Raw genomic sequence first — 26,342 nt, 5'->3', positions numbered from 1 at the left:
AAGAGTCCAATGACCACCAATCTCCCGTCCATGGCCGACCGTCCCCTGAGGGTTTGAACACTACTGGTGACAATCCCTTGTGGGCCGCCAACGTGCGAGCTCTAATGGCGCATCGGCATGCATTTGATGGACTTTGAGCCCACAACCGATGGTCTCGGTTACAAGGTTTGCCTGACCAAAGATGGCCATACGGCCTGCGCCTTTGTCAGCAGTGCGCATTTGATTGAAGACAAGCGCCGCCAGCTCGAGGCCTCGATCAAGGCCGATGCTGAGCGCAGCGCCCGCTAGGAGGATTTGCCTTCTTCGATCAGGTCCTTGAGCCAATGGGCCGCCACGGCCCTGGAGATCGAACGGCTGATCAGTAGGTCGCAGATCAATTCCCAGAGCGGTTCACGGCCGGTCTGGGCGTAGTCCTTGGCAAAGGCCAGGCGTTCCTGGGTGCTCCGGCAGGAACGCAGGGCATCGATCAGGCTTTCCCGCTGACTGGTTGAAAGCGTGTCTGCGGGCATGGCCTTGCGCTCGGGTCTAGAGGACCTGGCCCACCAGGACGGCTGCCAGGGCTGAGAACACCGTAATGCTGAGGGCGGTCAGGGGATTCTGTCCCTGGGCGACCGCGTAGCTGGTGATCACGCCGGCCCCAAGACCAGCAACCATCAGTTGTGTAGCCAGGGCGGGGCGTTGATCCATTGCCGCTTGGGTGCGTTCCGTGCAGCTTGGGCCTGTCTTCAAAAAGGGCGAGAGCGAACCGCGGACTTCTTTACCTGCAGTTGATCTTCTTTACCCGCCGCAATGTGTTGAAGCTGGGCGGGCCCTGCCGCTGCTGGCCCACTGTTGCAGTTGCTCCAATTGTTCACGGGCCGTGCGCGAGAGGGGTACGAGTTGTGCCGCGGCGCTGGTGAGGTCGGCCTCTGCGAATTCCCGGGATTCGCTGAAGGCCTGGTGCATCGCTTCAATCACCACCTGCTCGAGTTCTGCCCCAGAGAAACCCTGAGTGCGATCAACCACCACATCCAATGGAATGTGGTGTTGGGGACGTCGTCGGCGGAGTTGCAAATCGAGGATCGTTCGACGCTCTTGGGCATCGGGAAGATCCAAGAGGAAAATTTCATCGAACCGTCCCTTGCGCAGCAGCTCGGCGGGCAGTTTCTCCACCCCATTCGCCGTCGCCACCACGAAGACCGCCGTCGTTTTCTCCGCCATCCAGGTCAACAAACTCGCCAGTACCCGTTGGCTGGTGCCGCCATCGCTGCGGCCATCGGCACTGCCAAAGCCCTTGTCGATCTCATCAATCCAGAGCACGCACGGGGCCATGGCCTCGGCCCGTTGAATCATGTCCCTAGTGCGCGCTTCTGAGGCTCCCACCAGCCCGGCAAACAGCCGGCCGACATCCAAGCGGAGCAGCGGCATGCTCCAGCTGTGGGCAATGGCCTTGGCCGTCAGTGACTTGCCGGTGCCCTGCGGACCCACCAGTAGGACCCCGCGGGGAAGCGGCAGCCCGTAGCGGCGTGCCTCATCGCTGAAGGCCATGTGCCGTTGCTCGAGCCAGCGCTTCAGGGCATCCAACCCGCCGATATCAGCCGGTGTGGCTTCTGTTGGGCAGTACTCCAGCAGTTCGCTGCGGGCGATGGCCTGGCGCTTTTCTTCGAGCACCTCATCGAGGTCCGCGCTGCCGAGTTGTCCCCGACTGGCCAGGCCGCGGGCGGCCACCTGGCGGATCCGCTGCTCACTGAGCCCGCTGCAGCTGTGGGTGAGGAGCTCCAGAAGATCGGCGCCGATGGCCTGGCCGCTGGCCTGGGCAATGTTTCCCAGCAGGGCCTGGATCTCCTGTTGGTTGGGCAGAGGAAGGTCCAGCAGGGTGATGCATTCCTCGAGCTCCCGCGGCAGCTGCCATTCCGCCGCGGTGATCACCAGGGTTTGCGGCCGTTGGCGCAGGCTTGAGGCCAGGTTGCGCAGCTTGCGGCAGATGCTGCTGTCGTCGGCGTAGCGGTGAAAGTCGTGCAGCACCAGCAGGGCTGGCTGCTCAGCGGGGAGGGCGCTGAGGCTTTCCAGGGCTGCCAACGGATTGCGCGCGGCTTCTCCGTCCCGGCCGGGCCAGCCCTTGAGCCCACTGATGAAATCCCAGCGGGCCAGCGCTCGCTGATCGAGGCGCTTGGCGGCATCGCCCAAGAGGTTCGCGATCCTCTCCTCCTCCTGGCTGCGGATCCAGAGGATCGGCGTCCGGGCCCGGATCAAGAGATCAAGGTGATCTGCCCAGGCCTGGCTCATGGCTGCAGGTTCTTCAGGGCAGCCCAGCGGGGATCGACGGGCCCATCGCCCGGTTCTGTCTTCAGGTTGGGGCCAGGACACTCCGCGCCGCAGCGATTCACGACCGGCAGCTGGAGGTTGAGTTGCTCAAACACCCAGTGCTCTGGATCGAAATCCGCCCGGGGGTCCATGCTTTCGGTCAGTTCATCGGGATCGAGTTCCAGCACCTCGCTGCCGGCCTCCAGCACGGTCTCCAGATCCATCCCCTGCTCCCGGGCCTGCTCCCCCAGCCAAAGCACCTCGCGGGTTTGGAAGCTCAGGGGGTGGTTGAACTGCTGCAGGCAGCGGTCACAGCAGAGGGTGACGATGGTGTTGGCCTCGCCGTCCAGTTCGAGGACATTGCCGCGATGCACGGCGAGGAGATGGCCGCGCACCGGGGTCAGGCTGTCGAGTTCGCCGAGCCGTTGGTCGATGGTCCAGTGCTTGCCCTGCTCCAGCAGCTTGAGCTCCTGGAGCGGAACGGGAGTGAGGGGGTCACCGGTCTGGAGACGGTCGCCCATGCCCTATTTCTTGCCCTTCGGTTCGAACGGCATGCGGCTGCTACCCGTGACCGTGGCGGTCACCGTTTTGGCTTCGGCAGCCAATTGCTGATCGAGGATCGACTGCAGGTTGTCGGGCAGCGCCTCGCGGGTCAGCAGGAAGGTCTGAACCGCCTGGAAGACGTTGGCGATCACCATGTAGAGCAGAACCCCAGCGGGCAGGGGGAAGAACAGGAACATCCCGGTGATCATCACGGGGGTGATCTTGTTGGCCGTGGCCTGTTGGGGATTGGCGGGCATGCCCATCCCCGAGAGGATCTGACTCAGGAAGAGGGTGACGCCGAAACCGCCCACCAGGATCGCGATATCCCAGTTGATGGCGCCATCGGTGTAGAAGCCAACCTGTCCCAGGGCTTTGATGAAGAGGAAGCCGCTGCGGGCAGCCAATCCAGGGATCTTGGCTTCGACCGTGACATCACCTGGGGCGATGGCATGGATCGCGCCGTTTTGGTCCACGCTGACCAGGCCTTCGCCCTTGGTCACAGACCAGGTGGGGGCAAAGGCGGAACCGTTCTCGACGCCGCTGAGGACGGAGGCAAAGCTGGCGCCATCCTTGGTGTGCAGGCTGACGGTCTCGGTGTCACCCACTCCGAGCTTGGTTCCCTTCTCCAAGCTGGCGATCACGGGAACGTGATCGGTGCTGGTCACAAAAATGGAGTGGCTTGCACTGTTGAAGGGCTTGGGTTCAACAGCAGCGATCTGATCAGCCGGCAGGACCTTCAGATTGAGGGTGTAGGGAACATCGGCAAACGGTGATCCACGCAGGGTTGCGAACAGCGCAAACAGGATCGGCATCTGCACCAGCAGTGGCAGGCAGCCGGAGAGGGGGCTGCCGAACTCCTTCATCAAGGAGCCCAGTTCCTCCTGTTGCTTTTGCGGGTTGTTGGCGTATTTGGCCTTGATCTCAGCCTGGCGCTTTTGCATCACCGGCTGGGCGATCCGCATGCGGCGGGCATTGCGAATCGAGCCGGCGCTCAAGGGGAAGAGAGCCAGGCGAATCACCACCGTGAGGGCAATGATCGCGAGCCCGTAGCTCGGTACCAATCCGTAGAAGAAATCCAGGATTGGCAGCAGCAGGTTGTCGGAGATGTATCCGATCACGGCGTCGCTAACGGTGGGGTTGGGAGGTGTGAGTCAGTGTCTCAGGCGGCGGCGTCGCCACCGAATCCGGCGGTGCCAGAGCTCTTGGCGGCGGGACCGGATTTCAGCCGTGCCTCGATGAAGGCTTGGGCCTCGCGGTAGCGGGGTACCGCGCGCATCTCCAGCTTCATGCCATCGCTCAGGACGAGCACCATGTCACCCCAGAAGCCGAAGCCGCGGGAGACCGAACGAACCTCGCGAATCTGGCTGTAGACCACCTGGGTGCGGTCCCGGCCGAGCCAGCCGCCGGTGACTTCAACCCGGCGGCTGGTGATCCGGAAGCGCAGCCAGAGGGCGCGCACCAGGGCGCCCACGGCGAAGGGGATGCCGATCAGGGTGAGCCCGAACAGCAGGTTGGTGATCAGATCACCCTTGGCAGGCCCGCCTTCATAGAAGACCTCCTCATTGATGCTGGCCCCCGGGGCGACGGGAGCGGGTTGGGAGGCAGCGCTCATGGTCTCAGTCCTGCCTTGGCAAGGAGTTCGGAACATTCTCCCAGGAGGAGTTGCTCTTCCGTGTCCGCACTACCCGGTTTGAGCGAGATCAACAGCCAGATCCCCTCGCCTTGGTTCGCGATCAGTCGGCTGAGATGGCCATGCAGCAGACGACGCAACCGGTTGCGTTCCACGGAGCGTTTGCTGACCTTGCTGCTGACCACAACGCCGAGGCGGCAGCTCAAGGGGGTGTGGTCCCGTGGATCGGTTTTCAGCAGTTCGGGCTTGGCGGCCATGGTTCTGAGGACCATCCACTGGCCGTGGATCCGCCGACCCTTTTGGTAGATCCGATCAAACACAAAACGCCCCCTCAGCCTGTGTTCCCGAGAGAGCGCCATGGCTTGGGGCTACGCGGGGTTGGCTGAGGGGGCGTTGCTGCCCTCGCTCGTCGAGAGCAAGGGCTTCAGGGGATCAGACCGACAGACGGGCCCGGCCGCGCTTACGGCGGGAGCGGATCACGCGACGGCCGGTGTGGCTCCGCATGCGAACACGGAAACCGGACACCCGTTTGCGCTTACGGCTGGTTCCTTCAAGGGTGCGCTTGGTCATGGCTCCGGCTCGGCTGCGCCTTCAACGTCGATCGCCCAATTTATCAGCTGGGGTGACTCAGAAATCCGAGGTGGCGTCCACCTGGATCAGCCAGCTGCCCAGGTAACCCGAGATCGGCACGGCGCCTGGGGCCTGCGCCAGGGCGTTGAGCTGGAACATGCCTGCGCTGGGCGGATTGATCACCTGCATGTAGACGCCGATGGTCTTGCCGACGGGCACGGGGGTGTCCGGGAAGATCTCAATCGAGCGGCCATCGGTGGTGACCTCCACGGTCGCCGGAATGGTCTCTTCGCAGCGGGTGCGCTTGGTCATGCTGCCCGACTTCATGTAGCAGAGCTTGATCTTTTGCGGATCAATGGTCGTGTCGAAGCTCTGGGGGATCGAGATGGCCAGCTTCAAGATCGCGGTTTTGCGATCCTTCGGCTTGAGCAAAAAATAGTATTCAGCGCGCTGTTGACGAACGGTGTTCGTTGTGAAGTAGTAGAGCTTGCGGTAGTCCTTGGTGTTATCCCAGCGGAACTCCATGATGCTGGGCGTTCCCTGGGCCAGGGCTGCTTTGGGAGCCAGTCCAAGCTGGGCTCCGGCTAGTGCAGCTCCGCAGCCAAAGGCGGCGGCGAGCTTGATCGCTGTCTGTTTGAGGGACATTCGTTTCAAAGAGATCCGCTTGCGATTGATCATTGCGCCTGAAACTTGACCCGTTTGGCCCATTCTCAGGGGGGCAGGGGTTCAGGTCGGGGCCGGTGGGCGGCCAGGCAGCTGGCAGTTGTGACCAGATGCGACTCCCTAGGAGGCGGCGAGGTCGGGCCTGAGCCGTGCGGCCTCCCGCAGATAGGCATGGCGAGCGGGTCGCTCGAGCCAGACGTGGGCCAGGAGGCGAATGCAGCGCTCCAGATCACCGGCCACGGCCATTTGCTGGCAGTCGAGCAGGGCGACCCCATCCCAGCCTGCCCGGTGCCGTGCGATGGCCGCCGGGAAGCAGGCGTCCAGATCCGCGGTGACCGAGAAGGTCAGCGAAAGAATCTGAGCGCCTTCGAGGTTGTTGCGCTCCACCAGAGCGTCGAGCAGCTCGTTAACCGCCTCCTGAATGGCTTCACGGCTGTTGGCCGTCGCGGTGGTGGCGCCCCTCAGGGCGCGGAGCGATTGCTCAGGGCTCATGGGCGATGCAGCCAAAGGGGTTGGCCGCTGCTGCTCAGCTCCAGCTTGAGCCACTGCAGGGCCAGGGAGATCTGGGACCGTCCAGGGATGACCCCGGCGAAGCGCTTTTTCTCCTGCCCAAAGGTGATGGGCTTGGTTTTCTCCAGGTCCAACTCGGCCAGTTCACAGGCCAGGCGCCGGGCCTGTTCTTCATCGCCCAGGGCATCGACGAGACCCAGCTCTTGGGCTTGGGCACCGCTGAAGACGCGTCCATCGGCAAAGCGACGGACCTCGTCTTCGCTGAGTCCCCGGCCTTCGGCGACGGCGCTGACGAACTGCCCGTAACTGGAGTCGATCAACTCCTGCAGCACCTGCCGCTCGCCACTGCTGAGGGCCCGGTCCGGGGAGAGGATGTCCTTATAGAGGCCGCTTTTGACGGTTTCAAATTGGATGCCGATCCGCTCGAGCAGGCGCGAGAGGTTGTTGCCCCGCAGGATCACACCGATGGAGCCGGTGATGGAGCCCGGGTTGGCGACGATCTTGTCGGCGGCCACACCGATGTAGACGCCACCGGAGGCGGAGATGTTGCCGAAGCTGGCAATCACCTTGCACTGCTTCTCCCGCAGGCGCAGCAGGGCCGCATGAATCTCCTGGCTATCTCCCACGGTCCCGCCGGGGCTGTCGATGCGCAGCAGCAGGGCCGGGAATTCGCGTTTTTCGACCTCGCGCAGGGCCTTCAGCACCCGTTTGCGCGTGCCGGAGGCAATGGGCCCTTCAATGGCAATCCGCGCGAGTTTGCGGCGTGACTTGCGTCGCCAGGGCCAGGGCATCGAGTCGATCTGCAGTGGCTGGATCTTAAAAAGGAGCCTGTGGGCGATTGGAGCCGGTGAATCTGCGCTGGCTGGCCATGGTCCTCCCCTTCGCGCTTTGGGGAACCGCGATGGCGGCAATGCGGCCCCTGCTGGATGGGGCGGGCCCCCTCACCTTGGCTTGGATGCGGCTTCTGCCTGCGGGGCTGGTGGTCTTGCTGGCGGCCCAGGTCCTGGGTCGCTCCATGGCGGTCGATCGCCGCGATTGGTTTTGGTTTGCCCTGTTCGCCGTGGTGGATGCCACGGCCTTTCAGGGGTTGCTGGCGCGGGGCTTGGGCGGCACCGGCGCGGGCTTGGGCTCAGTCCTGATCGACTCCCAGCCGCTGCTGGTGGCCCTGCTGGCCCGCAGCCTGTTTGGCGAGGCGATCAATCCTGTGGGTTGGGTGGGCCTGCTGGTGGGCTTGCTCGGCATCCTCTGCCTCGGGCTGCCGGAATCCCTGCTGCGGCAGTGGTGGCTGATGGGCCCGGAGGTCTTCGGTGAGACCGCCTGGAGCCACGGTGAGCTCTGGATGTTGGCCGCGGCGTTGGCCATGGCCCTGGGGACGGTCTTGAGTCGCTATGCCTGCCGCCACAGCGATCCAGTGGCGGTCACCGGCTGGCACCTGGCCTTGGGGGCGCTGCCTCTTTTGGCGGGAGCAGCCCTGGAGCCGCTCTGGAACCCCGCAGCCCTGGGCCCCTGGCCGCAGTGGTCAGGCACCGGCTGGCTGCTGATGGCCTACGCCGCCCTCTTCGGCAGCGCCCTGGCCTACGGACTGTTCTTTTGGTTCGCCAACCACGGAGAGCTGACCAGTTTCACGGCGCTGACCTTTTTGACCCCCGTTTTCGCGCTGCTCTGCGGCGTGGCTCTGCTCGAGGAGAGCCTGAGTGCCTTGCAGTGGCTCGGCGCGGCCTTGGCCCTGTTGAGCGTGGTTTTGATCAACCGCCGCACCCAGTTGTGGCAACCGGACTCGATGGAGCAGGAGGTCACGCCATGAGCGCGCGCGCTTTGTCGATCCTGGTGGTGGCTCCTGCCCTGGGCCCGCTGGGCAGCGGCAAGGCGGGGGGCGTGGAGCTCACCTTGACCAGCTTGGTGAGTGGGCTGCTCGAGCGGGGCCATCAACTGACGGTCCTGGCGGCCGAGGGCTCCCGCTTGCCCCCGAGCTGCGATGGGGCCGCCCTGCTGGCTGAAGCAGGAGCGCCCCAGGAGAGTTGCCAGCACGCCCCAAGGGCTTCGGATGTGCTGATGCCAGCTGAGGGACTGCTGCCGAGGCTTTGGCAACGGGCCCTGCGGGAGCCCTGCGATCTGGTGCTGAACCTGGGCTACGACTGGCTCCCCTTTTGGCTGACCCCTCTGGTTGAGGTGCCGATCTTTCACCTGGTGAGCATGGGCTCGGTGAACCAAGCCATGGATGCGGCCATCGCCGAAGTGGCCCGCTGGGATCAACGCCGGCTGGCCTTCCACACCGCCACCCAGGCCGCTGATTTCGCCCTGCCGCAGCCCCCCGTTGTGGTCGGCAATGGCTTTGATCTCTCCGCCTATGACCTCTGCCTAGAACCCGAGCCCCTGTTGGGCTGGGTCGGCCGGGTGGCGCCTGAAAAAGGCTTGGAGGATGCGGCCGCCGCCGCGGCTCAGCTGGGGCAGCGCCTGGCCGTCTGGGGCCTGGTGGAGGACCCCGCTTACGCCCAGCGGGTTGAAGCCTCCGTTCCCCCGGGCACCCTGGATTGGCGGGGGTTTCTGCCCACGGCTGCCCTTCAGGCGCAATTGGGCCGCTGCCGGGCCTTGCTGAACACCCCGAAGTGGAATGAGGCCTACGGCAATGTTGTGGTCGAGGCCATGGCCTGCGGTGTGCCGGTTGTCGCCTACCGCAGGGGCGGACCTGGTGAATTGATTCAGCCCGGCCTCAATGGTTGGTTGGTGGAACCCGACCAGCCCCGCGCCTTGGCAGAGGCGCTGGAGAGGGTCGATCAGATCGATCGCCGTCAGTGCCGGCACTGGGTGGAGCGCCAGGCCTCCAGGGCCGTTTTGGCAGAACGGCTGGAGCAGTGGTTGGAAGCCGGCCTGATGGGGAAAGGGCGATAGGGTCGGGCCTGCTTCGATCCAGCAACGTGCGCAACCGCAAGCCCTGGTTGGTGCTGTTGCTGGTGGCGGTTGCCGGTCTGCTGCTGTTTGTTTGGCGGCTCGGCATGACGGGTCTGGTGGATGAGACCCCCCCGCTGTTTGCCGCGTCCGCCAAGGCCATGGCGGAGACCGGTGATTGGCTGACGCCGCGGGTCAACGGTTTGCCGCGCTACGACAAGCCGCCCCTGGTCTATTGGCTGATGGGGTTGGGCTATGCCCTGCCCGCTCAGGACCTCTGGAATCCCTTCGGCACCTGGGCCTCGCGGCTCCCATCAGCACTCAGTTCCATCGGTTTGATGCTGCTGATGGCCCTCACCCTGCTGCGCCGCCCCCAGGGCCAGCCTGATGGGGCCCAGCAGGCCGTCACGGCCATGGCGGCGGCCTTGGCCTTTGCCCTCTCGCCACTGGTCCTGCTCTGGAGCCGCATTTCGGTCAGTGATGCGCTCTTCAGTGGCTTGTTGTCGGCGGCACTGCTGCTGTTTTGGTGGCGCTACGCCGGCCTCTGCCGTTGGTGGGTTCCCTGGTTGGTGCTGGGTCTGGCCGTGCTGGCCAAGGGGCCCGTGGCGGTGGTCCTGGCGGGGCTGACTGCGCTGCTGTTTGCCCTGCTGCAGCGTGATCTCCCGGGTTTATGGGCCCTTTGGAGACCCTGGCGTGGCCTGGCCCTGACGGCGGCGGTGGCCTTGCCCTGGTACGTCCTTGAGCTGTTGGTGGAAGGGCAGCCCTACTGGGACAGCTTTTTCGGTTACCACAACCTTCAGCGCTTCACCGGCGTGGTCAACAACCACCTCCAGCCCTGGTGGTTTTTCTTCCCTGTGCTGGTGGTGGCATCGCTGCCCTTCACCCCCTTGCTGCTGGCTGGTCTGGTGGGGGCCCTGCGTCCCCAACCGGCCCCCCCCGAGCAGTCCCTGCAGCGCTTTGCGGCCTGCTGGCTGCTGGCGGTCTTTGTCTTTTTCACCGCAGCGGCCACCAAGCTCCCCAGCTACTGGATCCCCGCGACACCAGCCGCAGGGCTTTTGATTGCCTTGGCTGCGCAAAACCTGCGGCCGGGATGGCGCTCCGCGGTCCTAAGGGGGAGCACCTTGGCCCTGGTGGGGGTGCTGACGGCCGGTCTGGCCGCCGGGAACCTCTGGGTTCCCTTGATTAATGAGCCGGAGATGCCGACCTTGTCCTCGGCCCTGCTGGCCAGTGGAGCGCTGACGCGCGCCTCGCTCTGCTTTGGCGTGGGTGGGGTGGCGGCACTGCTGCTCTGGTGGGGCCCCTCCAGCGCCCGCAGGGGCTGGCTGCTGGTTCAGCAGTTGGGCATGGGGGCGTTTGTCGTGACCGCGCTGGTGCCCATGGTCGAGTTGGGGGACCGCCTACGTCAGCTCCCAATTCGCCGTATGGCCTCCCTGGCGCTGGAGCAGCAGCGGCCTCAGGAGCCCCTGGCGATGGTGGGCATCCTCAAACCGTCGCTGCACTACTACACCCAACAGGTGGTGGTCTACGAGGGGGTGCAGCCCAATGGCCCGCTGAACCTCAATGACCGTTTGGCCAAGGAACAGCGGCGCGGCCAGCAACCGTCTCCGGCGTCTCCAGGGGCCAGCGTTCTGGTGGTGATCGACGGCAATACCGCGACCTTGCCCCACTGGCGTGGGGTGCCGCACCAGCGCCTGGGAACGATCGGTCTCTACGAGCTTTGGCGAGTTCCCCGTCCAGCCCTGAACCAGTGGTCTAAGGACCTGGCGGAACGGGCGGGTTTGGCTCCGGATTGGCAGGAGCCCCGCCCCGAGCGCTACTGATCGGTCTCGCTGGGGGTGCCCATGGCGACCCCTTGATCCATCGTGTCCCGTTGGCAGAAGCTGCAGTGCCCCCAGCGCTGGAGTTCCCCGACGGGTGAGGGGCGTTTGCAGGTGGGACAGGACCCCATGCCAAAGACGTCCACACGGCTGGGGTGCTGCGCCCAAATCTCCTCCTCAAGGCCACTGCCCGCTGGGGGCAAGGGCGTGCTTTGGTGCTGCTGGAACTGCAGGTCCTTGACCGCAAATCCAGCGCCACGCAAGGCGCCGAGCAGTTGGTGCTTGTTAAAGCGAAGGGCCTGGAGCCATTGGGGGTGCTGGGCTCCCACCACAAGTCGTCCGCCCTGCAGGCGCAGCGGCCGGCAGTGGGGTGCGAGCTGGGGGCCGGCGATCCGCGGCCATGCCTGCCAGAGCCCCGCCAAGCTTCCCTCGTCCTTCCACTCCTTCTGCAGGCTGCTCAGGGAGTCCCCCAGCCCTTGAATCGGTGGCCTGGGCGGCGGCACCAAGAGGTTCACCTCCCCTTGGCGTCGCGTTTGGTTGCGGGGGGCGATGCCCATGGGGAGACCCTAGGGGAATTGGCGCTGTGCAGGGCGGCCTGCGCTGGTTAGTCTCGGCCTCAGCTCTGCTTGCTCCATGGGCTTTTTTGATCGCCTCGGCCGGTTGGTTCGTGCCAACGCCAACGCAGCCCTGAGTGCGGCTGAAGATCCCGTCAAGATCCTCGACCAATCGGTTGCGGACATGCAGGCCGATCTGGTCAAACTGCGCCAGGCCGTCGCCACGGCGATCGCCAGCCAGAAGCGGATTCAGAACCAGGCCGATCAGGCCGATGCCCAGGCCAAAACTTGGTACGAGCGTGCCGAGTTGGCCCTCAAAAAAGGCGAAGAGGACCTGGCCCGTGAGGCCCTGGGGCGCCGTAAGACCTGTCAGGACACCGCCACCGCACTGCAGGGCCAGCTGCAGAGCCAGTGCGGCCAGGTGGATCAGCTGAAGAAGAGCTTGGTGCAGCTCGAAAGCAAGATCGCCGAAGCCAAGACCAAAAAAGACATGCTCAAGGCGCGGGCCCAGGCGGCCAAAGCCCAGGAGCAGCTGCAGAGCGCCGTCGGCAGCCTCGGGACAAATTCCGCCATGGCTGCCTTCGAGAAGATGGAGGAGAAGGTCCAAGCCCTGGAGGCCCGCAGTCAGGCCGCCGCTGAACTGGCCGGTGCAGATCTGGAAAGCCAGTTCGCCGCCCTGGAGGGGGCACCTGAGGTCGATTCCGAGCTGGAGGCCCTGAAGGGCAAGCTCTCGGGTTCTTCCGATGCCCCGTCCCTGCCCGCCGGTGCTGAGGGGGTGCAGCCGGTCAAGGTGAGCGAGGTTGATACGGAGCTTGAAGAGCTCAGGCGTTCCATCGACAAGCTCTGAGCTCTCCATACAATCGCCAGACCCATGACAGCCGCCGTGTCCGTTCTTCAGCTCACCGATGCCAACTTCCAGGCCGAGGTGCTGGAGTGCTCGACCCCAGTGCTCGTCGACGTTTGGGCCACCTGGTGCGGCCCCTGCCGTCTGATGGCGCCGATGATGGATTGGGCGGCCCAGGAGTACGCCGGTCGTCTGACCGTGGGCAAGTTGGAGGCTGACCCCAACCCAGCGAGCCGCGATTTGATGCAGGTGCAGGGCCTGCCCGCTCTGGTGCTGTTTAAGGACGGCCAAGAGATCGCCCGCCACGAGGGCGCCATGGCGAAGCCCCAGCTCCAGGCTTTCTTGGATGCCCAGCTCTGATCCGTTCTCGATTTCCGAACGGGTTCGTGGGCTAGGTAGCGGCGTTTTTGCCCGCAATGACCAACGCAAGGTGGCCTATCGGGCCCGGTCAGAGGCCGGGCTGGCCCCCCTACTTGACCTGTCCTTGGGGTCAACCGATCTCCAACCACCGCCGGTGGCGATCGAGGCCATCCGCCAACGCCTCGGCCATCCCGACAGCGCTTCCTACTGCCTGCACGGCGCGACGGCCCCGCTCCGGGAAGCCGTCGCGGCCTGGGCCGAGCGGCGCTTTGGGGTGGCGGTGGACCCCGCCAGCGAGGTCCTGTTCCTGGTGGGATCCCAGGAAGGCACCGCCCACCTGCCCTTGGCGGTGCTCAATCCCGGCGATTCCGCGCTCCTGCTGGATCCCTTCTATCCCTCCCACCTGGGGGGGCTGCGCTTGGCATCCGCGCAGCCGCGCTTCCTGCGTCTGGAGCGGGAGCGGGGCTTTGCCCCCAACTTTGATCAGCTGAGCGCTGCGGAGTGGGATGCGCTCAAGTTGATGGTCCTGGGCTTTCCCCACAACCCAACGGCCACTACGGGAGAGCAGGGCTGGGTGGATGAAGCGGCCGCGCGGGCCGTTCGCCATGGCCTGGTCTTCGCCCACGACAACCCCTATGTCGATTTGGCCCTCGAGGGGGAGGCTCCGTCTCTGCTGCGCTCCCCCCATTGGCGCCAGTGCGGCATTGAGTTTTTCTCCTTCTCCAAAGGTTGGTGTCTGGGTGGATTCCGGATGGCCTTTGCGATTGGTGCTGCACCCCTGATCCAGGCCCTGCGCCAGCTCAAGGGGGTGGTGGATTTCAACCAGTCCTTAGCCCTGCAGGCGGGGGGGATTGCGGCCCTCGAGCAGGCGCCCGATTGGCCAGAGCGGCTCAAACCGGTGTACCGGGAGCGCCGCGACCGAATGATCGCGGCGTTGACGGCGGCCGGTTGGCCCGTGCAGCGCCCGTCGATGGCGCTCTACCTCTGGCTGGCCTTGCCTGAGCAGGCCCGCCAGCGCGGTTGGACCTCCGAGCAGTTCTGCGGCCAGTTGCTGGAGGCGACAGGCGTCTGCCTGACCCCCGGGAACGGCTTCGGGGAGGGGGGCGAGGGGTTCGCGCGCTTGGCCTTGGTCCATGACACGGCGGCCCTGGAGGCCGGCGCCCAGCGCATGGGGGCATGGCTGAGCAGCCTTTAAGCGCCGCGGCTCTGGCGCGGCAGTTGCGCCAAACCCCAGGGGACTATCCGCTGCCTTGGCGGATTCAGGTGCGGCCGATCTGCGCGAGCACGGAACGGGAGCTGGATCAGTGGCTCCGGCGTGATCCCATGGCTTCAGCCGCCCGCGTGGTGCTGGCTCGTCGCCAGGGATTTGGCCAGGGCCAGCAGGGACGCTCTTGGTCTTCTCCCGCCGGTGGGATCTGGTTGAGTGCCGCCTTGCCCTGGCCTTGCGAGGGGGATCGAGCGGCCTCCCTGGCCCTGGCGGTGGCCGTCGGTTTGGCCCTGCAGTTGGAGGGGCTGGGCTTGGCGCCGGCGATCAAATGGCCGAACGATCTGTTGGTCTCGGGCCGCAAGCTCTGTGGATTTTTGCCGCGCCTGGCCTGGCGTTCCGGCGCCGTTCGCCACGCCCGCATTGGTTTGGGCCTCAATGGCTCCAATGCCGTACCGATGGGGGCGATCAGCCTGGGACAACTGCTGGGCAGGCAGCAGCCGGCTGCCTTGGGGGCGCGCGTGCTGCGGGCCTTGGAATGGGCCGTGGCCGCGGCGGACCAGCCCGAGCTGGTGCGGCGGCAGGCCGAGCAACGCCTCTGGGACCCCGGTGGCGTTGAGCATGACGGCCAGCACTGGACGATCACGGGCCTCAGCCAGGACGGTGGTCTGCAGCTGCAGAACGGGTCCGGTTCGCTGGTGCTCAGGCGCCGTTTCTAGGGCTTCCTAGGATGCGGATGTGATGCGCCCTCCACGGCTCCGTTGGCTGCTGTTGACGCCGGTGCTTCTGGCTGGACCGGTGGCGTCTGAGCCCAGTGGACCACTGGAGCCGCCGCCCCTGCCGGCGCAGCAGGCGCCCCTGCGTCCCTCCCTGCCGCAGCTTCAGGCGCTGCCGCCGCCGAAGCGGTTTGATCAGTCCCTGGATGCGCTGGTGCGCCAGGGCATCGTCACCCCCTCGGAGCGTCGGGCCCTGCGGGGGGGCGGAGGGGAGCTCCGGCCCCTGGATGTGGGGGCCTTTCAACAGGCCTGTCGCAGCGGTGCGCTCTCCGCCCGTGAATGCAGCGGTGGCATTGCCTTGCGCTGGGGTCTGCGGCGTGAGGGTTCGCGGCGTCCTCCCCTGTCGGTTCCGGTGTCGGCCTTGCTGGGCGGCCGCTTTGACCTGGCCAAGGTGTTTCGGGTGACGCCTCGGCCGGCACCGGTGGCGGGTAATGGCAACCGCCGGTTGCTGCTGCCGATCATTGGTTCGGCCTTCAAGTCCAGCGGTTTTGGCTGGCGTTTGCATCCCCTGCTTGGGGGCTGGCGTCTTCATGCCGGAGATGACCTGGCGGCCCCGGAGGGCACCCCGGTGGTGGCGGCGTTGGCCGGTCGGGTGGTGAGCAGTGGCTTGGCCGGTGGCTATGGCCTGGCGGTGGAGGTGGAGCACCAACGGCCGCGCCGCCGCAGCCTTTACGGCCACCTCTCCGAGCTCTATGTCCGCGCCGGTGATCGGGTGCTGCAGGGGGAGGTGCTCGGCCGGGTGGGCAGCACCGGCTTGAGCACAGGGCCCCACCTGCATTTCGAGCTGCGTCAACCGGTTTCCGGTGGCTGGGTGGCCGTTGATCCGGGGGAGTTCGATCCCGGTTCAGCCCTGCGCGGCAGCGATGCGGTGGCCCTGTTGATGGGGCAACTGATCAGCAGCCTGGAGCGACCTGGGGGCTAGGGCTGGGATCCAGCGCCTGCACTCACCAGACGTCCATCGTGGAAGTGCACGACCCGCTGGGCCCGCGCCGCCACCTCGTGTTCGTGGGTCACCAGCAGGATGGTCACCCCCTCCCGCTGGTGCAGTTCATCAAACAGATCCAGGACCTCGGAGGTGGTGCGGGAATCGAGGGCCCCGGTGGGTTCGTCCGCCAGCAGCAGGTTGGGTTGGTTGATGATCGCCCTGGCGAGGGCGACACGCTGCTGTTGTCCGCCGGAGAGCTGGTTGGGTTTGTTGTAGAGGCGCTCTCCAAGGCCGATGCGCTCAAGGGCACGGATGCCCCGCTGCTCACGCTCCTCAGCCGGAACGCCCGCATAGACCATGGGCAACATCACGTTCTCCAGGGCCGTCAGCTCCTGGAGCAGGTGAAATTGCTGGAAGACAAAGCCCAGTTCGCGGTTCCTGAGGTCGGCGAGTTGATCGTCGGAGAGTTGCTCAACGGCGGTGCCGTTGAGGCGATAGCTGCCGCTGGTGGGCCGATCGAGGCAGCCCAGGATGTTCATTGCGGTGCTCTTGCCTGAGCCCGAGGTGCCCATGACGGCGACGTACTCACCGCGTCGCACGCTCATGCTCAGGTCATCGAGGGCAATGACTGTGGTGTCACCGCTGCCGTAGGTCTTGCGAATGTGCTCGAGTTCGGCAACGACGGGCCCGGTGCCGCTTGCCATCAACCCACAGGCAGGCCCGCGGCCGAAGCGAGGGCTTTCTGAAGCATCGGGGTGCCGGAGACCGCACCACTGGCCCAGGTGAACAGCGGGTTGGACAGGATGCCGCCCACGGCCGTGACCACGACACAGGACACCAGGGCGGCCCGAAGGGGCTGAAGTCCAGCAAGGTTCCAGTTGAGGTCTGGGTAGGCCTTGACCACCTCAGAGGCCTCTTGGGGCTCCTTGACCACCATCATCTTGATCACCGAGATGTAGTAGTAAATCGAGACCACGGAGGTCAGTAGGCCGACCACGACCAGCAGGTACTGGTGGTCTGCCCAACCGGCGAAGAAGAGATAGATCTTGCCGAAGAAGCCCAGCATCGGAGGGATGCCACCGAGGGAGAGCAGGCAGAGGCTCAGGCCCAGGGTGATCAGTGGATCCTTCTGGTAGAGACCGGCGTAGTCGCTGATGCGATCACTGCCCGTGCGCAGGGAGAACAGGATGATGCAAGCGAAGGCCCCCAGGTTCATGAACAGGTAGGCGGCCATGTAGAGAACCATTGCCGCGTAACCGTCTTCGGTTCCGCAGACCAGGCCGATCATCACGAAGCCGGCCTGACCGATGGAGCTGTAGGCCAGCATCCGCTTCATCGAGGTCTGGGCCAGGGCGACGACGTTGCCCAGGACCATGCTCAAGATGGCCAAGACGGTGAAGAGAAGCTTCCACTGGGCCTCGAAGGGCTCAAAGCAACCCACCAGGATCCTCAGGGCCAGGGCAAAGCCAGCGGCTTTGGAGCCGACCGAGAGAAAGGCCACCACTGGGGTTGGCGAGCCCTCATAGACGTCAGGGGTCCACTGGTGGAAGGGCACCGCCGCGATCTTGAACGCGACGGTGGCCAGAACGAACACCAAGGCCAGGGCTGCCACCGGCGAAGCGCTGGTTTGCAGTGCAATGCCGACGGCCTCCAGGCTGGTGCTGCCGCCGGTCAAGCCGTAGAGCAGGGAGGCGCCATAGAGGAACACCGCAGCAGCGGCGGACCCCACCAGCAGATATTTCAGTGCGGCTTCGGAGCTGCGGGCATCGCGCTTCATGTAGCCCGACAGCAGATAGCTCGCGACCGAGAGGGTCTCGAGGGACACAAAGATGCTGACCAGGTCGGTGGACCCGCAAAGCAGCATCGCGCCAAGGGTGGCCGCCAACAGGATCGAGGCGTATTCACCAACGGGGGTGCCCGCCCGCTCGACGTAGCGCCAGCTGATTAAGAGGGAGACCAGGGTTGAGGCGGCGACCACGGCGCGAAAGGCAATGGCCAGGTTGTCGGCCAGGAAGGAGCCGAGGAAGGAGGGTTCAAGCGGTGCTGCGTCCCATTGCAGGGCGAGCAGGACCAGGGCGCTGCCCAGTCCGAGATAAGAAAAGAGGGGGACCCACCGTGCAGCTGCTTTTTCCCCCGCCAGGTCCACCAGCAGGCAGGCCAGCATCGCGAGCAGGACTGCACCCTCCGGTGCAATGGCTCCTGCATTGAGCTGCAGCGATGTGATGCCACTCACCAGGGGAGCAGCCGCAGTGGAAACGGTCTCGGCGGCAGCCAGGAGAGAGAGCACAGCTGTTGGATCACGCCCGTTGGGCTGGACTGTAGCCGCGCTGGCGTCGTCCTTCGGACTTTCTCGCCGGGGTTGACCGCCGGTGCGATAAAGAGGGAAGCGGTTCACCGCCTGCCTGTGGCGCACACCCTCGTCATCGTTGAAAGCCCCACCAAGGCCCGCACCATCCGCGGGTTCTTGCCGAAGGACTTCAAGGTTGAGGCCTCGATGGGGCACGTGCGCGACTTGCCCAACAACGCGAGCGAGATCCCCGCTGCCCACAAGGGCGAGAAGTGGGCCAATCTCGGCGTGAACACCACCAACGACTTCGAGCCGCTCTACGTGGTGCCGAAGGACAAAAAGAAGGTGGTCAAGGAACTCAAGGACGCCCTCAAGGGCGCCGATCAACTCCTACTGGCGACCGACGAAGACCGGGAAGGGGAATCGATCAGCTGGCACCTGCTGCAGCTGCTCAACCCGAAGGTGCCGGTGAAGCGGATGGTCTTCCACGAGATCACCAAGGAGGCCATCGGTCGCGCCCTGGAGCAGACCCGAGAGCTCGATATGGAGCTCGTCCATGCCCAGGAAACCCGGCGGATCCTCGATCGCCTGGTGGGTTACACCCTCTCCCCGCTGCTCTGGAAGAAGGTCGCCTGGGGCCTGAGCGCCGGACGGGTCCAGTCCGTGGCCGTGCGGCTGCTGGTGCAACGGGAACGGGCCCGCCGCGCCTTCAAGAGCGGCAGCTATTGGGATCTCAAAGCCCAGCTGGCTCAAGGCAGTTCCCCCTTTGACGCCAAGCTCACCCACCTCAAGGGCGAGCGCATTGCCGGTGGTTCCGATTTCGACGAAAACACCGGTGGACTGAAGGCCGGCAGCAAGGTTCGTTTGCTCAGCGAGGCCGATGCCCGCAGCCTGCGCGAGGCCGTCTTGGCTGCGCCCTGGCGGGTGTCGTCCGTGGAGGAAAAGCCCTCCACCCGCAAGCCGGTGGCCCCCTTCACCACCAGCACCCTGCAGCAGGAAGCGAACCGCAAGCTGCGTCTCTCGGCCCGCGAGACCATGCGCACGGCCCAGGGGCTCTACGAGCGGGGCTTCATCACGTACATGCGCACCGACTCGGTGCATCTCAGTGACCAGGCCATCAATGCGGCCCGCAACTGTGTCGCCGATAAATACGGCAAGGACTACCTGAGCGGCTCACCCCGTCAGTTCTCCACCAAGGCCCGCAACGCCCAGGAGGCCCACGAGGCGATTCGCCCCGCCGGTGAGAGCTTCCGTGATCCCTCCACCACTGGCTTGGACGGCCGGGACCTGGCCCTCTACGAGCTGATCTGGAAACGCACCGTCGCCTCCCAGATGGCGGAAGCCCGCCTGACCATGCTCAGCGTTGAGTTGGAGGTGGATGGCGGCAGCCTCGGACCCGCCAGCTTCAAGGCCAATGGCAAACGCATTGATTTCCCCGGTTTCTTCCGCGCCTACGTCGAGGGAAGCGACGACCCCGATGCGGCGCTGGAAGGCCAGGAAGTCCTGCTGCCAAGCCTGAAGAGTGGCGATAGCCCCAGCTGCAAAGGCGTGGAGGCGCTGGGCCACCAAACCCAGCCCCCCGCTCGCTACAGCGAAGCGGCCCTGGTGAAGATGCTCGAGAAGGAGGGCATTGGTCGCCCCTCCACCTACGCCTCGATCATCGGCACGATCGTCGACCGCGGCTACGCGACCCTGCAGAGCAATGCCCTGACCCCGAGCTTCACGGCCTTCGCTGTGACGGCCCTGCTGGAGGAGCATTTCCCCGATTTGGTGGACACCAGCTTCACGGCTCGGATGGAGGGCACCCTCGATGACATCTCCACCGGGAAGGTGCAGTGGCTCCCTTACCTGGAGAGCTTCTACAAGGGTGATCAGGGGCTCGAGACCCAGGTTCAGCAGCGGGAAGGGGATATCGACCCCACCGCCTCCCGCACCATTGCCCTGGAGGGGCTGCCCTGTGTGGTTCGGATTGGTCGCTTTGGGGCCTATCTGGAAACCAAGCGCGTGGCCGACGACGGCAGCGAAGAGCTCCTGAAGGCCACCCTCCCCAACGAGATCACTCCAGCGGATCTCGACGCGGACAAAGCGGAATTGATCCTCAAGCAGAAGGCCGATGGGCCCGAAGCGTTGGGTGAAGATCCCGAGACCGGAGATTTGGTCTATCTGCTGTTTGGCCAGTACGGGCCCTACGTGCAGCGCGGTCAGGTCAGTGACGAGAATCCCAAGCCCAAGCGGGCCTCCCTGCCCAAGGGCACCAAGCCCGAAGACCTGACCCTGGAGGACGCCCTGGGGCTGCTGCGTCTCCCCAGGCACCTGGGCGAACACCCCGATGGCGGCAAGGTCGAGGCCGGTCTGGGTCGGTTTGGCCCCTATGTCGTCCACCACAAGGGCAAGGGCGAGAAGGACTACCGCTCCCTCAAGGCTGAGGACGATGTCCTGATGGTGGGCCTCTCCCGTGCCCTGGAGTTGCTGGCGATGCCCAAGCGGGGTCGCGGCGGCCGCACGGCCCTGAAGGATCTCGGCACCCCTGAGGGCGGCGATGAAGCCATCCAGCTCTTTGATGGTCCCTATGGCCTGTACGTCAAGCAGGGCAAGGTGAACGCCTCGCTGCCGGAAGGAACAACAGCCGACACCATCACCCTTGAGCAGGCGGTGGAGTTGCTGGCCGCGAAGGCGGCCTCGGGCAAAGGCAAGGGCCGCAAGACCGCAGCGAAATCCACCACCGCCAAGAAACCAGCCGCCAAAAAGCCCGCGGCGAAAAAAGCGCCGGCCACCACCAAAACGGGTCGGCTTCGGGCTAGCGCAGTGAGGATCATCAAGGCGGCCGACAGCTGATGGCGCCACTGCGCTGGGGTTCGCTTGTGTTGCTCGCAGCGGCCTTGGCCGGCTGCCAGGGCACCCCCCTTGGCGACCAGCTGTCGCGGAGTTTTTCCAGTCCGCTCCCCGAGGCACCGCCTGCGGCCGCCCCGACTCAGCCCGCCGAGCCCAAGAAGGAGGAGAAGAAACCGGTGGCCCAAAAGCCGGCGCCGAAACCCCCTGAAGCGCCAGCGGCTCCTCGTCCCAGCGCACCGCCGGCCCCCTATCGGGTGACGATCAAATTGCCCGCCGCTGATCCTTCCGCCCCTGCGGAGGTGCTGACCCAGGCCTTGCGCGCCGCTGGCTTGGCCTTTGAAGTGGAGACCATTGAGCGCGTCCCCAACGGGACGACGCCCACACGCACCGCTGCGCCTGAACCGCGCTAGGCCGGCCCGATCCCATGTCCTTGAGTCGCCGTCAGGCCCGACAGCTCACCGATACGGCCTACCTGGCGGCGGCCACAGCCTTGCTCTGGGTGGGCCTCTACTACCTCCCGGTGGGTGGTGCCCTGTTTCGCCTGGCGCTGCCCTTGCCCCTGGCGTTGCTGCAGCTTCGCCATAACGGCCGTTGCGCCGTGGAGGGTGTGGCCGTGGCGGCCCTGCTCTTGGTGGCCTTGATGGGGCCGATTCGCGGTCCGTTGGTGCTCTTCCCCTATGGCTTCCTGGCCCTTTGGCTGGGCTGGTGTTGGAGTCGGGGTCTGAGTTGGTACCTGAGCTGGGGCGTGGGTGTGTTGATCGGCGCCGGTGGCTTCCTGGTGCGGGTGGCGGTGCTCTCGATCCTCCTGGGCGAAAACCTTTGGGTCCTGATCACCTCCGCCGCCTCCCAGGTGCTGGAGCGGCTTCTTGGCTTGGTCCAGATCGGCGGTGGACCGGATCTCTTTCAGGTGCAGCTGATGGCCCTCGCCCTGGTGCTGGTGCAAAACCTGATCTATGTGCTGGCCCTGCATGCGGTGGCCCTCTGGATCTTTCCCCGCCTGAAGAGTCCGATCAGCGAGCCTCCGGCTTTGTTGCGCCCCCTATTGGCCCTGGATCCGCTTTGACACTGGAGCGAATCAGCGGCGAGGCGGCCTGGGCGGAGCAGTGGTGCCAGCGCCTCAGGGCCGCTGCCAGCGAGACCCGAGTGTTGTTGCTGCTGGCTGGCACGGACACGGCGGCGGTGCCGGGGATCTCGGCCGCCGGGGCCACCCCTGAGTCCCGCCGCTTCACGGCCGCCGCCGATGCCGAGTTGCTCTGGCAGGGCCCGGCCGCTCGGCGACCCCATGCCTTGCCGCCCCTGCCGGCGGGGGTCTCTCCCGCCTTGATTGCCTGGGCGGTTCTGGAGGGCTTGGCCCTGGAGCCCTTGGTGCTGAATCTGGGGGCGCCCGTCGCACCGGCCATCCCCCATCTCCAGCTCAACCCGTCGCCCGCGCGCTGCCTCAGCGGCGGGCAGGCGATGGATCCCGAGCGGGTGCAAGCCCTCTGGGGCTGGGGGGAGCGCTGGGGCCGCGGCTTGGCCCGCTCCGGCCAACCGGTGTTGCTCAGCGAGTGTGTGCCTGGGGGGACGACCACCGCCCTGGCGGTCCTGGAGGCCCTGGGGATTCCCTCCATGGGCTTAGTCAGTGGCAGCGTTCGCCAGCCGGATCACCAGCTCAAGGCGCGCTTGGTTCAACGGGGATTGGCGGCTGCTCAATTGGCTGCGGATGCCAGCCCCCAGGCTGTGTTGGCTGCGGTGGGTGACCCGATGCAGGTGGTTGCGGCGGCCCTGCTGAAGCAGGCGGCCTTGGCGGGAACGCCGTTGCTCTTGGCGGGCGGCAGTCAGATGGCGGCTGTCCTGGCCCTGGCCTTGGCGGCGTGTACACCGCCTGAGCGCCAGCAGCTCTGCCAGCAGGCGGCGGTGGTGACCACCGCCTGGGTGGCCCATGAGGTGGCCAGCGATTTCCCGGGGCTGATGCTGCAACTGGCCCAGCGCTTTGCGGTGCAGCCGCTGGCCTTTGCCACGGGCCTGCGCTTCACGGAGAGCCGCCGCCCGGAGTTGCTCGATTACGAGCGCGGCTACGTCAAAGAGGGAGTTGGCGCTGGGGGCTTGGCCGCCCTCTGGCAGCTCAGCGGGCGTTCGCTGCAGGCGCTGCAGGACGCCTGTGAGCAGGCCTGTGACCAGCTGCAGCACCCGGCCTAGCCTGCGCTTGTGACTTCCCGCCGCCACGCTCTGCAACTGATGGCTTCAGTGGCGGCCCTGGGCGCGGCTGCCGGCTGTGCACCGGCGCGCTCTGGCCAGCCGCAGCTGTTGAGCGTGAAAGGGGACTTGCCCAAGGCCTGGCTGCAGGAGCTGCCGTCGCCCTGGCAGCCCCGCGCCCTGGAGAGCCCGGAGCAGCTCCTGAGCCTGGTGGATCGCTCCGCCTTGCAGGAGCAGCCCCTGGCGGGGGCTGCCTTGTTGGCCCTCGGAGACGGCTGGGCCCAGCAGCTCGATCGCGCCCGGCTCCAGCCCCTCGAGGCTCCGGCCCTGCTCGAGCAGCTGGCGCCTATGGCCCAGGCCCCCAGTCGGTTATTTGCGGCTGAGGGCGCTGTTCCCCTGGCTTTCCCGTGGGCCTTTGGCACCTGGTTGTTGGTGCTGCGCAGTCGCCCGGACCTCTGGCGGCAGCGCGAGTTGGGTTGGTCGTTGCTGCTCGATCCCAGCCTTCGCGGCAAGGTCGTGCTGCCCTCCAGTCCGCGGGTGGTGATCGAGCTGGCCCTGCGTCAGTTGGGTCTCTCCAGCGGCGATCCCAAGGCCCTGAGCAACCCAGCGCTGCCGCAGCAGCTGTCCCAGTTGGTGGGGCAGGCGTTGGCGCTGGATGAGCGCGATGGACTGAATCTGCTGTTGGCCGGTGAGGCGGATGCGGCGGTGGTTCCCAGCCATCGGGCGATTCCCCTGCTGAAGAAAGATCCGCGGCTCTCGGCTTTCCTTCCGGAGTCCGGCTCTCCGCTCTGGTGGCAGCTGCTGCTCCGTCTTCCTCCCCAGGACACAGCGGGGGTGGATCCGCCGCTTCCCCTGGAGTGGGTGCGCGATGGCCTCAGCCTGCCCCTGGTGGATCGCCTGTTGGCGGCGGGTTGGGTGCCCCCGCTTCCGCGTCAGCGCTTGGAGCCTGTGCTGCAGCGCTGGCCTGAGCGACTGCGGCCTTTGTTGCTCCCCAGTGAGGCGGTGCTGCAACGCTGCAACAACTTGCCGGTGTTCACGCCCGCGGAGCGCAGCCGCTGGCAGACCCTGTGGGATCAGGCCCTCAGCCGCTAACCCCAGAGCCTGCGCCGGGGTGCGGCCGCCAGGCGTTGATGGGTTTCAGCCAAGAGTTCAGGAATGGGGAGCTGATGGGGACAGCGGGGTAGGCACTCGCCACAGCCTTCGCAGGCGGAGGCATTCACGCTCTCCCACCAGTGCCCGGCTCTTCCGATCAGGTTGTAGCGCTCCTGGGCGAAGGCGCTGAGGCCATGGCCGAGGTCCAGGTTGCGCAGGCGCAGCAGCTCGGGGATTGGTACCTCGTTGGGGCAGGGCAGGCAGGCCCGGCACTGCTGGCAGGCGGTCTCAGCCAGTCGACCCTGGCCGGCCTGCCAGGCCCGCTCCAGGGCTTGGCGATGGCTCGGTTCCAGACCAATCTCCTTGTCGACCATGAGGCGTTGGGCCAGGTCCAGGTCGCTGGCTTGGGCGGCCCCCAGGGTCAAGCAGGAGATGCCCGCATCGAGCAGGAAGCGATAGGCCAACTCCAAGGGCTCAAAGGGATCGCAGTCGGCGCGCAGTTGCTCAGGTGGGGCGTAGAGCCGGCCCCCCTTATCGGCTGGCGAGATGGCCAGGACCCCGATTCCCTCCCGCAGGGCCGCCTGGGCCAGGGGCAGTCGGGTTTGATCGAACCAATGGAGGTGCAGGCTGCAAAAGCTGAAGCGGGCAGAGGCGAGGGCGGCCTCAATCAGCGAGAGCTCGCCATGGCTCGAGAACCCCACCTGGGTGACCAGTCCCTCCCCCAGGGCCCACTGCAGCAGATCCGCTCCGGCCCCCTCGAGGGCCCAATCCAGGTGCTCCCTGCGGTTGAGGCCATGGACCGCAAGGTTGTCGAGCTGTTGCACGCCCAGGCGTTGCAGGATCCCGCGGAGCTGCGTCTGTCCCTCCTCCAGGCTGATCCCCGGCAGCAGCTTGCTGGTGAGCACCAGCTCCCCAGGGGGGCGTGCACGCAGGGCCTGGCCCAGGAAGGCTTCTGCGGGGCCGTAGGCCGGGGCGGTCTCAATGTGATTGATGCCCGCGGCCAGGGCGGCATCGAGCACCTCCGCCATCTGCTGCGGGCTGCTGGTGGCCCGCATCGTGCCCAGGCAGAACGGGGAGACCCGTGGTCCTTGGCCAAAGGGGCGGCGCTCAGCCAGGGTCTTCCTCCGCCTCCGTCTGGGCTTGGTTGATGTGCCTCACAAGCTCGGCGGGACTGATGCCATCGATGAAGCGGCGGAAATCGGCGGCATCTTCCGCATCGGCCTCAGCATCCACGGGGATGGAGGCATCAGCGACGACCTCCTCCAGCATCCAGATCCCACTGCCGGTGCGGACGGCCAGGGCAATGGCGTCGCTGGGTCTGGCGTCGAGCTCCAGCTCCTCGTCGCCCTCGGTGCGCAGTTTCAGCACGGCACGAAAGGTGCTGTCTTCGATGGCGTGGACGATCACCTTGGTCAGCTCCAGCCCCCCGGCCTGCAGCAGTTCCACCATCAGGTCATGGCTCAGGGGCCTGGGCGGGGTCTGGTCGCTGAGCCCGGCCATGATGTTTTGGGCTTGGGCCTGGTCGATCCAGATGGGCACCTGACGCCGCCCGGATGGATCGCGGAGCAGCACGATCGGACTTCGACTGGCGGCGTCGAGGGCAATGCCGGCCACTCGCATTTCGACCATGGCTTGCCCGCTTTCCCTTCTGCCCGATTATGGCCAGTGTTGATCAGGCCACCGCATGTTCACTGGGCTGGTTCAGGCCACCGGAGAGCTGCAGCGCAGCAGCGGCGGTTTGCGGCTGCGCATCCCCCGGGGCTCTGAGCTCGATCCGGCCCAGCTGGCCCTCGGGGACAGCGTGGCGGTTGATGGGGTCTGCCTGACGGTGACCGAGCGCTCCGCCAGTGGGTTCTCAGCCGATGTCAGTGAGGAGACCCTCAGCCGCACCACCCTCTCGGCCAAGGCCGACCGTGGCGGCTGGGTCAACCTGGAGCCGGCCCTACGTCTTCAGGATCGACTGGGCGGCCATTTGGTCAGCGGCCACGTCGACGGCTTGGGCGAGGTGGTGGGGGTGGAGCAGCAAAGCGCCTCTTGGAAGCTCACGCTGCGTTGGCAGGATCCCTCTTTCGGTCGCTACATCTGCGAGAAGGCCAGCGTTGCTGTCGATGGCATCAGCCTGACGGTGGCGGGCTGCAGTCAGGACGGGGCTGAGTTTTGGATCGCCGTGATCCCCCACACCTGGGGCACGACGACCCTGCAGCATCTGCAGCGCGGCACGGCGGTGAATCTGGAGGCAGACCTGCTGGCGAAGTACACCGAACGCTTGTTGCAACACGGGACGGCGTCGACGGCTCCGATTAGTGAGGCCTGGTTGAAGGAGCACGGCTGGAGCTGACAACACCAGATGCCATGCCTACGTTCCGGGGGTTCGTGTTCCTGCTGAACACT

The 26,342-nt window shown here is 66.1% G+C and carries 31 protein-coding genes; 15 read left to right on the top strand and 16 right to left on the bottom strand.

The window, feature by feature from the left end:
- Nucleotides 1-126: 126 nt before the first annotated feature.
- Entirely contained in the window at nt 127-288 is a 162-nt protein-coding gene (locus QZ186_RS06230; protein ID WP_296416178.1) for a hypothetical protein, read from the top strand.
- On the opposite strand, the gene QZ186_RS06225 is transcribed toward QZ186_RS06230, so the two are convergent.
- The 11 genes from QZ186_RS06225 to sppA all read right to left on the bottom strand — a co-directional run bounded on the left by QZ186_RS06225 (nt 285) and on the right by sppA (nt 6,990).
- Nucleotides 285-509, bottom strand: a complete 225-nt coding sequence (locus QZ186_RS06225) for an RNA recognition motif-containing protein (protein ID WP_247479301.1) — start codon at nt 507-509, stop codon at nt 285-287. The genes QZ186_RS06230 and QZ186_RS06225 overlap by 4 nt on opposite strands.
- A gap of 16 nt (nt 510-525) precedes the next feature.
- Nucleotides 526-687: a hypothetical protein gene (locus QZ186_RS06220; RefSeq protein WP_010318083.1), complete on the bottom strand. Its 162-nt coding sequence runs from the start codon at nt 685-687 to the stop codon at nt 526-528.
- A gap of 90 nt (nt 688-777) precedes the next feature.
- Nucleotides 778-2,265 (bottom strand): AAA family ATPase, encoded by a 1,488-nt coding sequence (locus QZ186_RS06215; protein WP_010318082.1) that lies wholly within the window; start codon nt 2,263-2,265, stop codon nt 778-780.
- Nucleotides 2,262-2,804: a DUF177 domain-containing protein gene (locus QZ186_RS06210; RefSeq protein ID WP_296416177.1), complete on the bottom strand. Its 543-nt coding sequence runs from the start codon at nt 2,802-2,804 to the stop codon at nt 2,262-2,264. Before QZ186_RS06210 ends, QZ186_RS06215 begins: the two co-directional genes overlap by 4 nt.
- A 3-nt stretch (nt 2,805-2,807) precedes the next feature.
- Nucleotides 2,808-3,944: a membrane protein insertase YidC gene (gene yidC, locus QZ186_RS06205; RefSeq protein ID WP_010318079.1), complete on the bottom strand. Its 1,137-nt coding sequence runs from the start codon at nt 3,942-3,944 to the stop codon at nt 2,808-2,810.
- Between the two features lie 41 nt (nt 3,945-3,985).
- The gene (locus QZ186_RS06200) at nt 3,986-4,438 is read right to left on the bottom strand and encodes a PH domain-containing protein (RefSeq protein ID WP_247479299.1); all 453 of its coding nucleotides are present in this window, start codon (nt 4,436-4,438) and stop codon (nt 3,986-3,988) included.
- Complete coding sequence (gene rnpA / locus QZ186_RS06195; protein WP_296416176.1) at nt 4,435-4,815, bottom strand: ribonuclease P protein component; 381 nt, start codon at nt 4,813-4,815, stop codon at nt 4,435-4,437. The genes QZ186_RS06200 and rnpA overlap by 4 nt, the downstream gene beginning before the upstream one ends.
- A 73-nt stretch (nt 4,816-4,888) precedes the next feature.
- Nucleotides 4,889-5,026, bottom strand: a complete 138-nt coding sequence (rpmH, locus tag QZ186_RS06190; RefSeq protein WP_071778002.1) for a 50S ribosomal protein L34 — start codon at nt 5,024-5,026, stop codon at nt 4,889-4,891.
- 57 nt (nt 5,027-5,083) lie between these two features.
- Nucleotides 5,084-5,671 (bottom strand): DUF2808 domain-containing protein, encoded by a 588-nt coding sequence (locus QZ186_RS06185; RefSeq protein WP_296416175.1) that lies wholly within the window; start codon nt 5,669-5,671, stop codon nt 5,084-5,086.
- A gap of 138 nt (nt 5,672-5,809) precedes the next feature.
- Nucleotides 5,810-6,181, bottom strand: a complete 372-nt coding sequence (gene aroH, locus QZ186_RS06180; RefSeq protein ID WP_247479295.1) for a chorismate mutase — start codon at nt 6,179-6,181, stop codon at nt 5,810-5,812.
- Entirely contained in the window at nt 6,178-6,990 is an 813-nt protein-coding gene (gene sppA / locus QZ186_RS06175; RefSeq protein ID WP_247479293.1) for a signal peptide peptidase SppA, read from the bottom strand. The genes aroH and sppA overlap by 4 nt, the downstream gene beginning before the upstream one ends.
- 77 nt (nt 6,991-7,067) lie before the next feature.
- On the opposite strand from sppA, the gene QZ186_RS06170 reads away from it, so the two are divergent.
- From QZ186_RS06170 to QZ186_RS06160, 3 genes are read left to right on the top strand one after another with little or no spacing between them, the layout of a single operon-like run.
- Nucleotides 7,068-8,003: a DMT family transporter gene (locus QZ186_RS06170; protein WP_296416185.1), complete on the top strand. Its 936-nt coding sequence runs from the start codon at nt 7,068-7,070 to the stop codon at nt 8,001-8,003.
- On the top strand, nt 8,000-9,088 hold the full coding sequence (locus QZ186_RS06165) for a glycosyltransferase family 4 protein (protein ID WP_296416174.1): 1,089 nt from the start codon (nt 8,000-8,002) through the stop codon (nt 9,086-9,088). The genes QZ186_RS06170 and QZ186_RS06165 overlap by 4 nt, the downstream gene beginning before the upstream one ends.
- Nucleotides 9,089-9,114: 26 nt before the next feature.
- Nucleotides 9,115-10,905, top strand: a complete 1,791-nt coding sequence (locus tag QZ186_RS06160) for a glycosyltransferase family 39 protein (protein ID WP_296416173.1) — start codon at nt 9,115-9,117, stop codon at nt 10,903-10,905.
- On the opposite strand, the gene QZ186_RS06155 is transcribed toward QZ186_RS06160, so the two are convergent.
- Entirely contained in the window at nt 10,899-11,459 is a 561-nt protein-coding gene (locus QZ186_RS06155; protein WP_296416172.1) for a DUF721 domain-containing protein, read from the bottom strand. The two genes, QZ186_RS06160 and QZ186_RS06155, sit on opposite strands and share 7 nt — an antisense overlap.
- 76 nt (nt 11,460-11,535) lie before the next feature.
- On the opposite strand from QZ186_RS06155, the gene QZ186_RS06150 reads away from it, so the two are divergent.
- The 5 genes from QZ186_RS06150 to QZ186_RS06130 are packed head-to-tail and all read left to right on the top strand — an operon-like array spanning nt 11,536 to nt 15,562.
- Nucleotides 11,536-12,303, top strand: coding sequence for a PspA/IM30 family protein (locus tag QZ186_RS06150; protein WP_296416171.1), 768 nt, complete (start codon nt 11,536-11,538; stop codon nt 12,301-12,303).
- A gap of 24 nt (nt 12,304-12,327) precedes the next feature.
- Nucleotides 12,328-12,660: a thioredoxin domain-containing protein gene (locus tag QZ186_RS06145; protein WP_010318066.1), complete on the top strand. Its 333-nt coding sequence runs from the start codon at nt 12,328-12,330 to the stop codon at nt 12,658-12,660.
- Complete coding sequence (locus QZ186_RS06140; protein WP_296416170.1) at nt 12,647-13,855, top strand: aminotransferase class I/II-fold pyridoxal phosphate-dependent enzyme; 1,209 nt, start codon at nt 12,647-12,649, stop codon at nt 13,853-13,855. Before QZ186_RS06145 ends, QZ186_RS06140 begins: the two co-directional genes overlap by 14 nt.
- A complete protein-coding gene (locus tag QZ186_RS06135) occupies nt 13,837-14,583 on the top strand; it encodes a biotin--[acetyl-CoA-carboxylase] ligase (protein WP_296416169.1) in 747 nt (248 codons plus the stop codon). Before QZ186_RS06140 ends, QZ186_RS06135 begins: the two co-directional genes overlap by 19 nt.
- A 19-nt stretch (nt 14,584-14,602) precedes the next feature.
- The gene (locus QZ186_RS06130) at nt 14,603-15,562 is read left to right on the top strand and encodes a M23 family metallopeptidase (protein ID WP_247479283.1); all 960 of its coding nucleotides are present in this window, start codon (nt 14,603-14,605) and stop codon (nt 15,560-15,562) included.
- On the opposite strand, the gene QZ186_RS06125 is transcribed toward QZ186_RS06130, so the two are convergent.
- Together QZ186_RS06125 and QZ186_RS06120 are read right to left on the bottom strand one after the other, a co-directional pair.
- Nucleotides 15,559-16,269, bottom strand: a complete 711-nt coding sequence (locus QZ186_RS06125; RefSeq protein WP_010318062.1) for an ABC transporter ATP-binding protein — start codon at nt 16,267-16,269, stop codon at nt 15,559-15,561. The genes QZ186_RS06130 and QZ186_RS06125 overlap by 4 nt on opposite strands.
- Nucleotides 16,269-17,852 carry an NAD(P)H-quinone oxidoreductase subunit N gene (locus tag QZ186_RS06120; protein ID WP_296416168.1) on the bottom strand — a complete coding sequence of 528 codons (1,584 nt, stop codon included), beginning with the start codon at nt 17,850-17,852 and terminating at the stop codon, nt 16,269-16,271. Before QZ186_RS06120 ends, QZ186_RS06125 begins: the two co-directional genes overlap by 1 nt.
- 117 nt (nt 17,853-17,969) lie before the next feature.
- Between QZ186_RS06120 and topA the strand changes: the two genes are divergently transcribed.
- From topA to QZ186_RS06095, 5 genes are read left to right on the top strand one after another with little or no spacing between them, the layout of a single operon-like run.
- The gene (gene topA, locus QZ186_RS06115) at nt 17,970-20,687 is read left to right on the top strand and encodes a type I DNA topoisomerase (RefSeq protein ID WP_296416167.1); all 2,718 of its coding nucleotides are present in this window, start codon (nt 17,970-17,972) and stop codon (nt 20,685-20,687) included.
- On the top strand, nt 20,687-21,094 hold the full coding sequence (locus tag QZ186_RS06110; protein WP_296416166.1) for a hypothetical protein: 408 nt from the start codon (nt 20,687-20,689) through the stop codon (nt 21,092-21,094). The genes topA and QZ186_RS06110 overlap by 1 nt, the downstream gene beginning before the upstream one ends.
- Before the next feature lie 14 nt (nt 21,095-21,108).
- On the top strand, nt 21,109-21,747 hold the full coding sequence (locus tag QZ186_RS06105) for a DUF2232 domain-containing protein (protein ID WP_296416165.1): 639 nt from the start codon (nt 21,109-21,111) through the stop codon (nt 21,745-21,747).
- The gene (gene cobT / locus QZ186_RS06100) at nt 21,744-22,862 is read left to right on the top strand and encodes a nicotinate mononucleotide-dependent phosphoribosyltransferase CobT (protein WP_296416164.1); all 1,119 of its coding nucleotides are present in this window, start codon (nt 21,744-21,746) and stop codon (nt 22,860-22,862) included. Before QZ186_RS06105 ends, cobT begins: the two co-directional genes overlap by 4 nt.
- A 9-nt stretch (nt 22,863-22,871) precedes the next feature.
- Nucleotides 22,872-23,951, top strand: coding sequence for a hypothetical protein (locus tag QZ186_RS06095; protein WP_296416163.1), 1,080 nt, complete (start codon nt 22,872-22,874; stop codon nt 23,949-23,951).
- On the opposite strand, the gene QZ186_RS06090 is transcribed toward QZ186_RS06095, so the two are convergent.
- The gene (locus tag QZ186_RS06090; protein WP_296416162.1) at nt 23,948-25,006 is read right to left on the bottom strand and encodes an aldo/keto reductase; all 1,059 of its coding nucleotides are present in this window, start codon (nt 25,004-25,006) and stop codon (nt 23,948-23,950) included. The two genes, QZ186_RS06095 and QZ186_RS06090, sit on opposite strands and share 4 nt — an antisense overlap.
- Before the next feature lie 52 nt (nt 25,007-25,058).
- A complete protein-coding gene (locus QZ186_RS06085; protein ID WP_296416161.1) occupies nt 25,059-25,580 on the bottom strand; it encodes a bifunctional nuclease family protein in 522 nt (173 codons plus the stop codon).
- A 55-nt stretch (nt 25,581-25,635) separates the two neighbouring features.
- On the opposite strand from QZ186_RS06085, the gene QZ186_RS06080 reads away from it, so the two are divergent.
- The gene (locus QZ186_RS06080) at nt 25,636-26,289 is read left to right on the top strand and encodes a riboflavin synthase (protein ID WP_296416160.1); all 654 of its coding nucleotides are present in this window, start codon (nt 25,636-25,638) and stop codon (nt 26,287-26,289) included.
- Nucleotides 26,290-26,342: the final 53 nt, after the last annotated feature.

It is taken from the genome of Vulcanococcus sp. DEBay_Sum29NL08_54, from assembly GCF_017859255.1.
In the GTDB taxonomy this organism is placed as follows: Bacteria; Cyanobacteriota; Cyanobacteriia; order PCC-6307; family Cyanobiaceae; genus Vulcanococcus.
The sequence above is the reverse complement of the archived record's forward strand: the minus strand, read 5'-3'. Positions and strand labels throughout refer to the sequence as shown.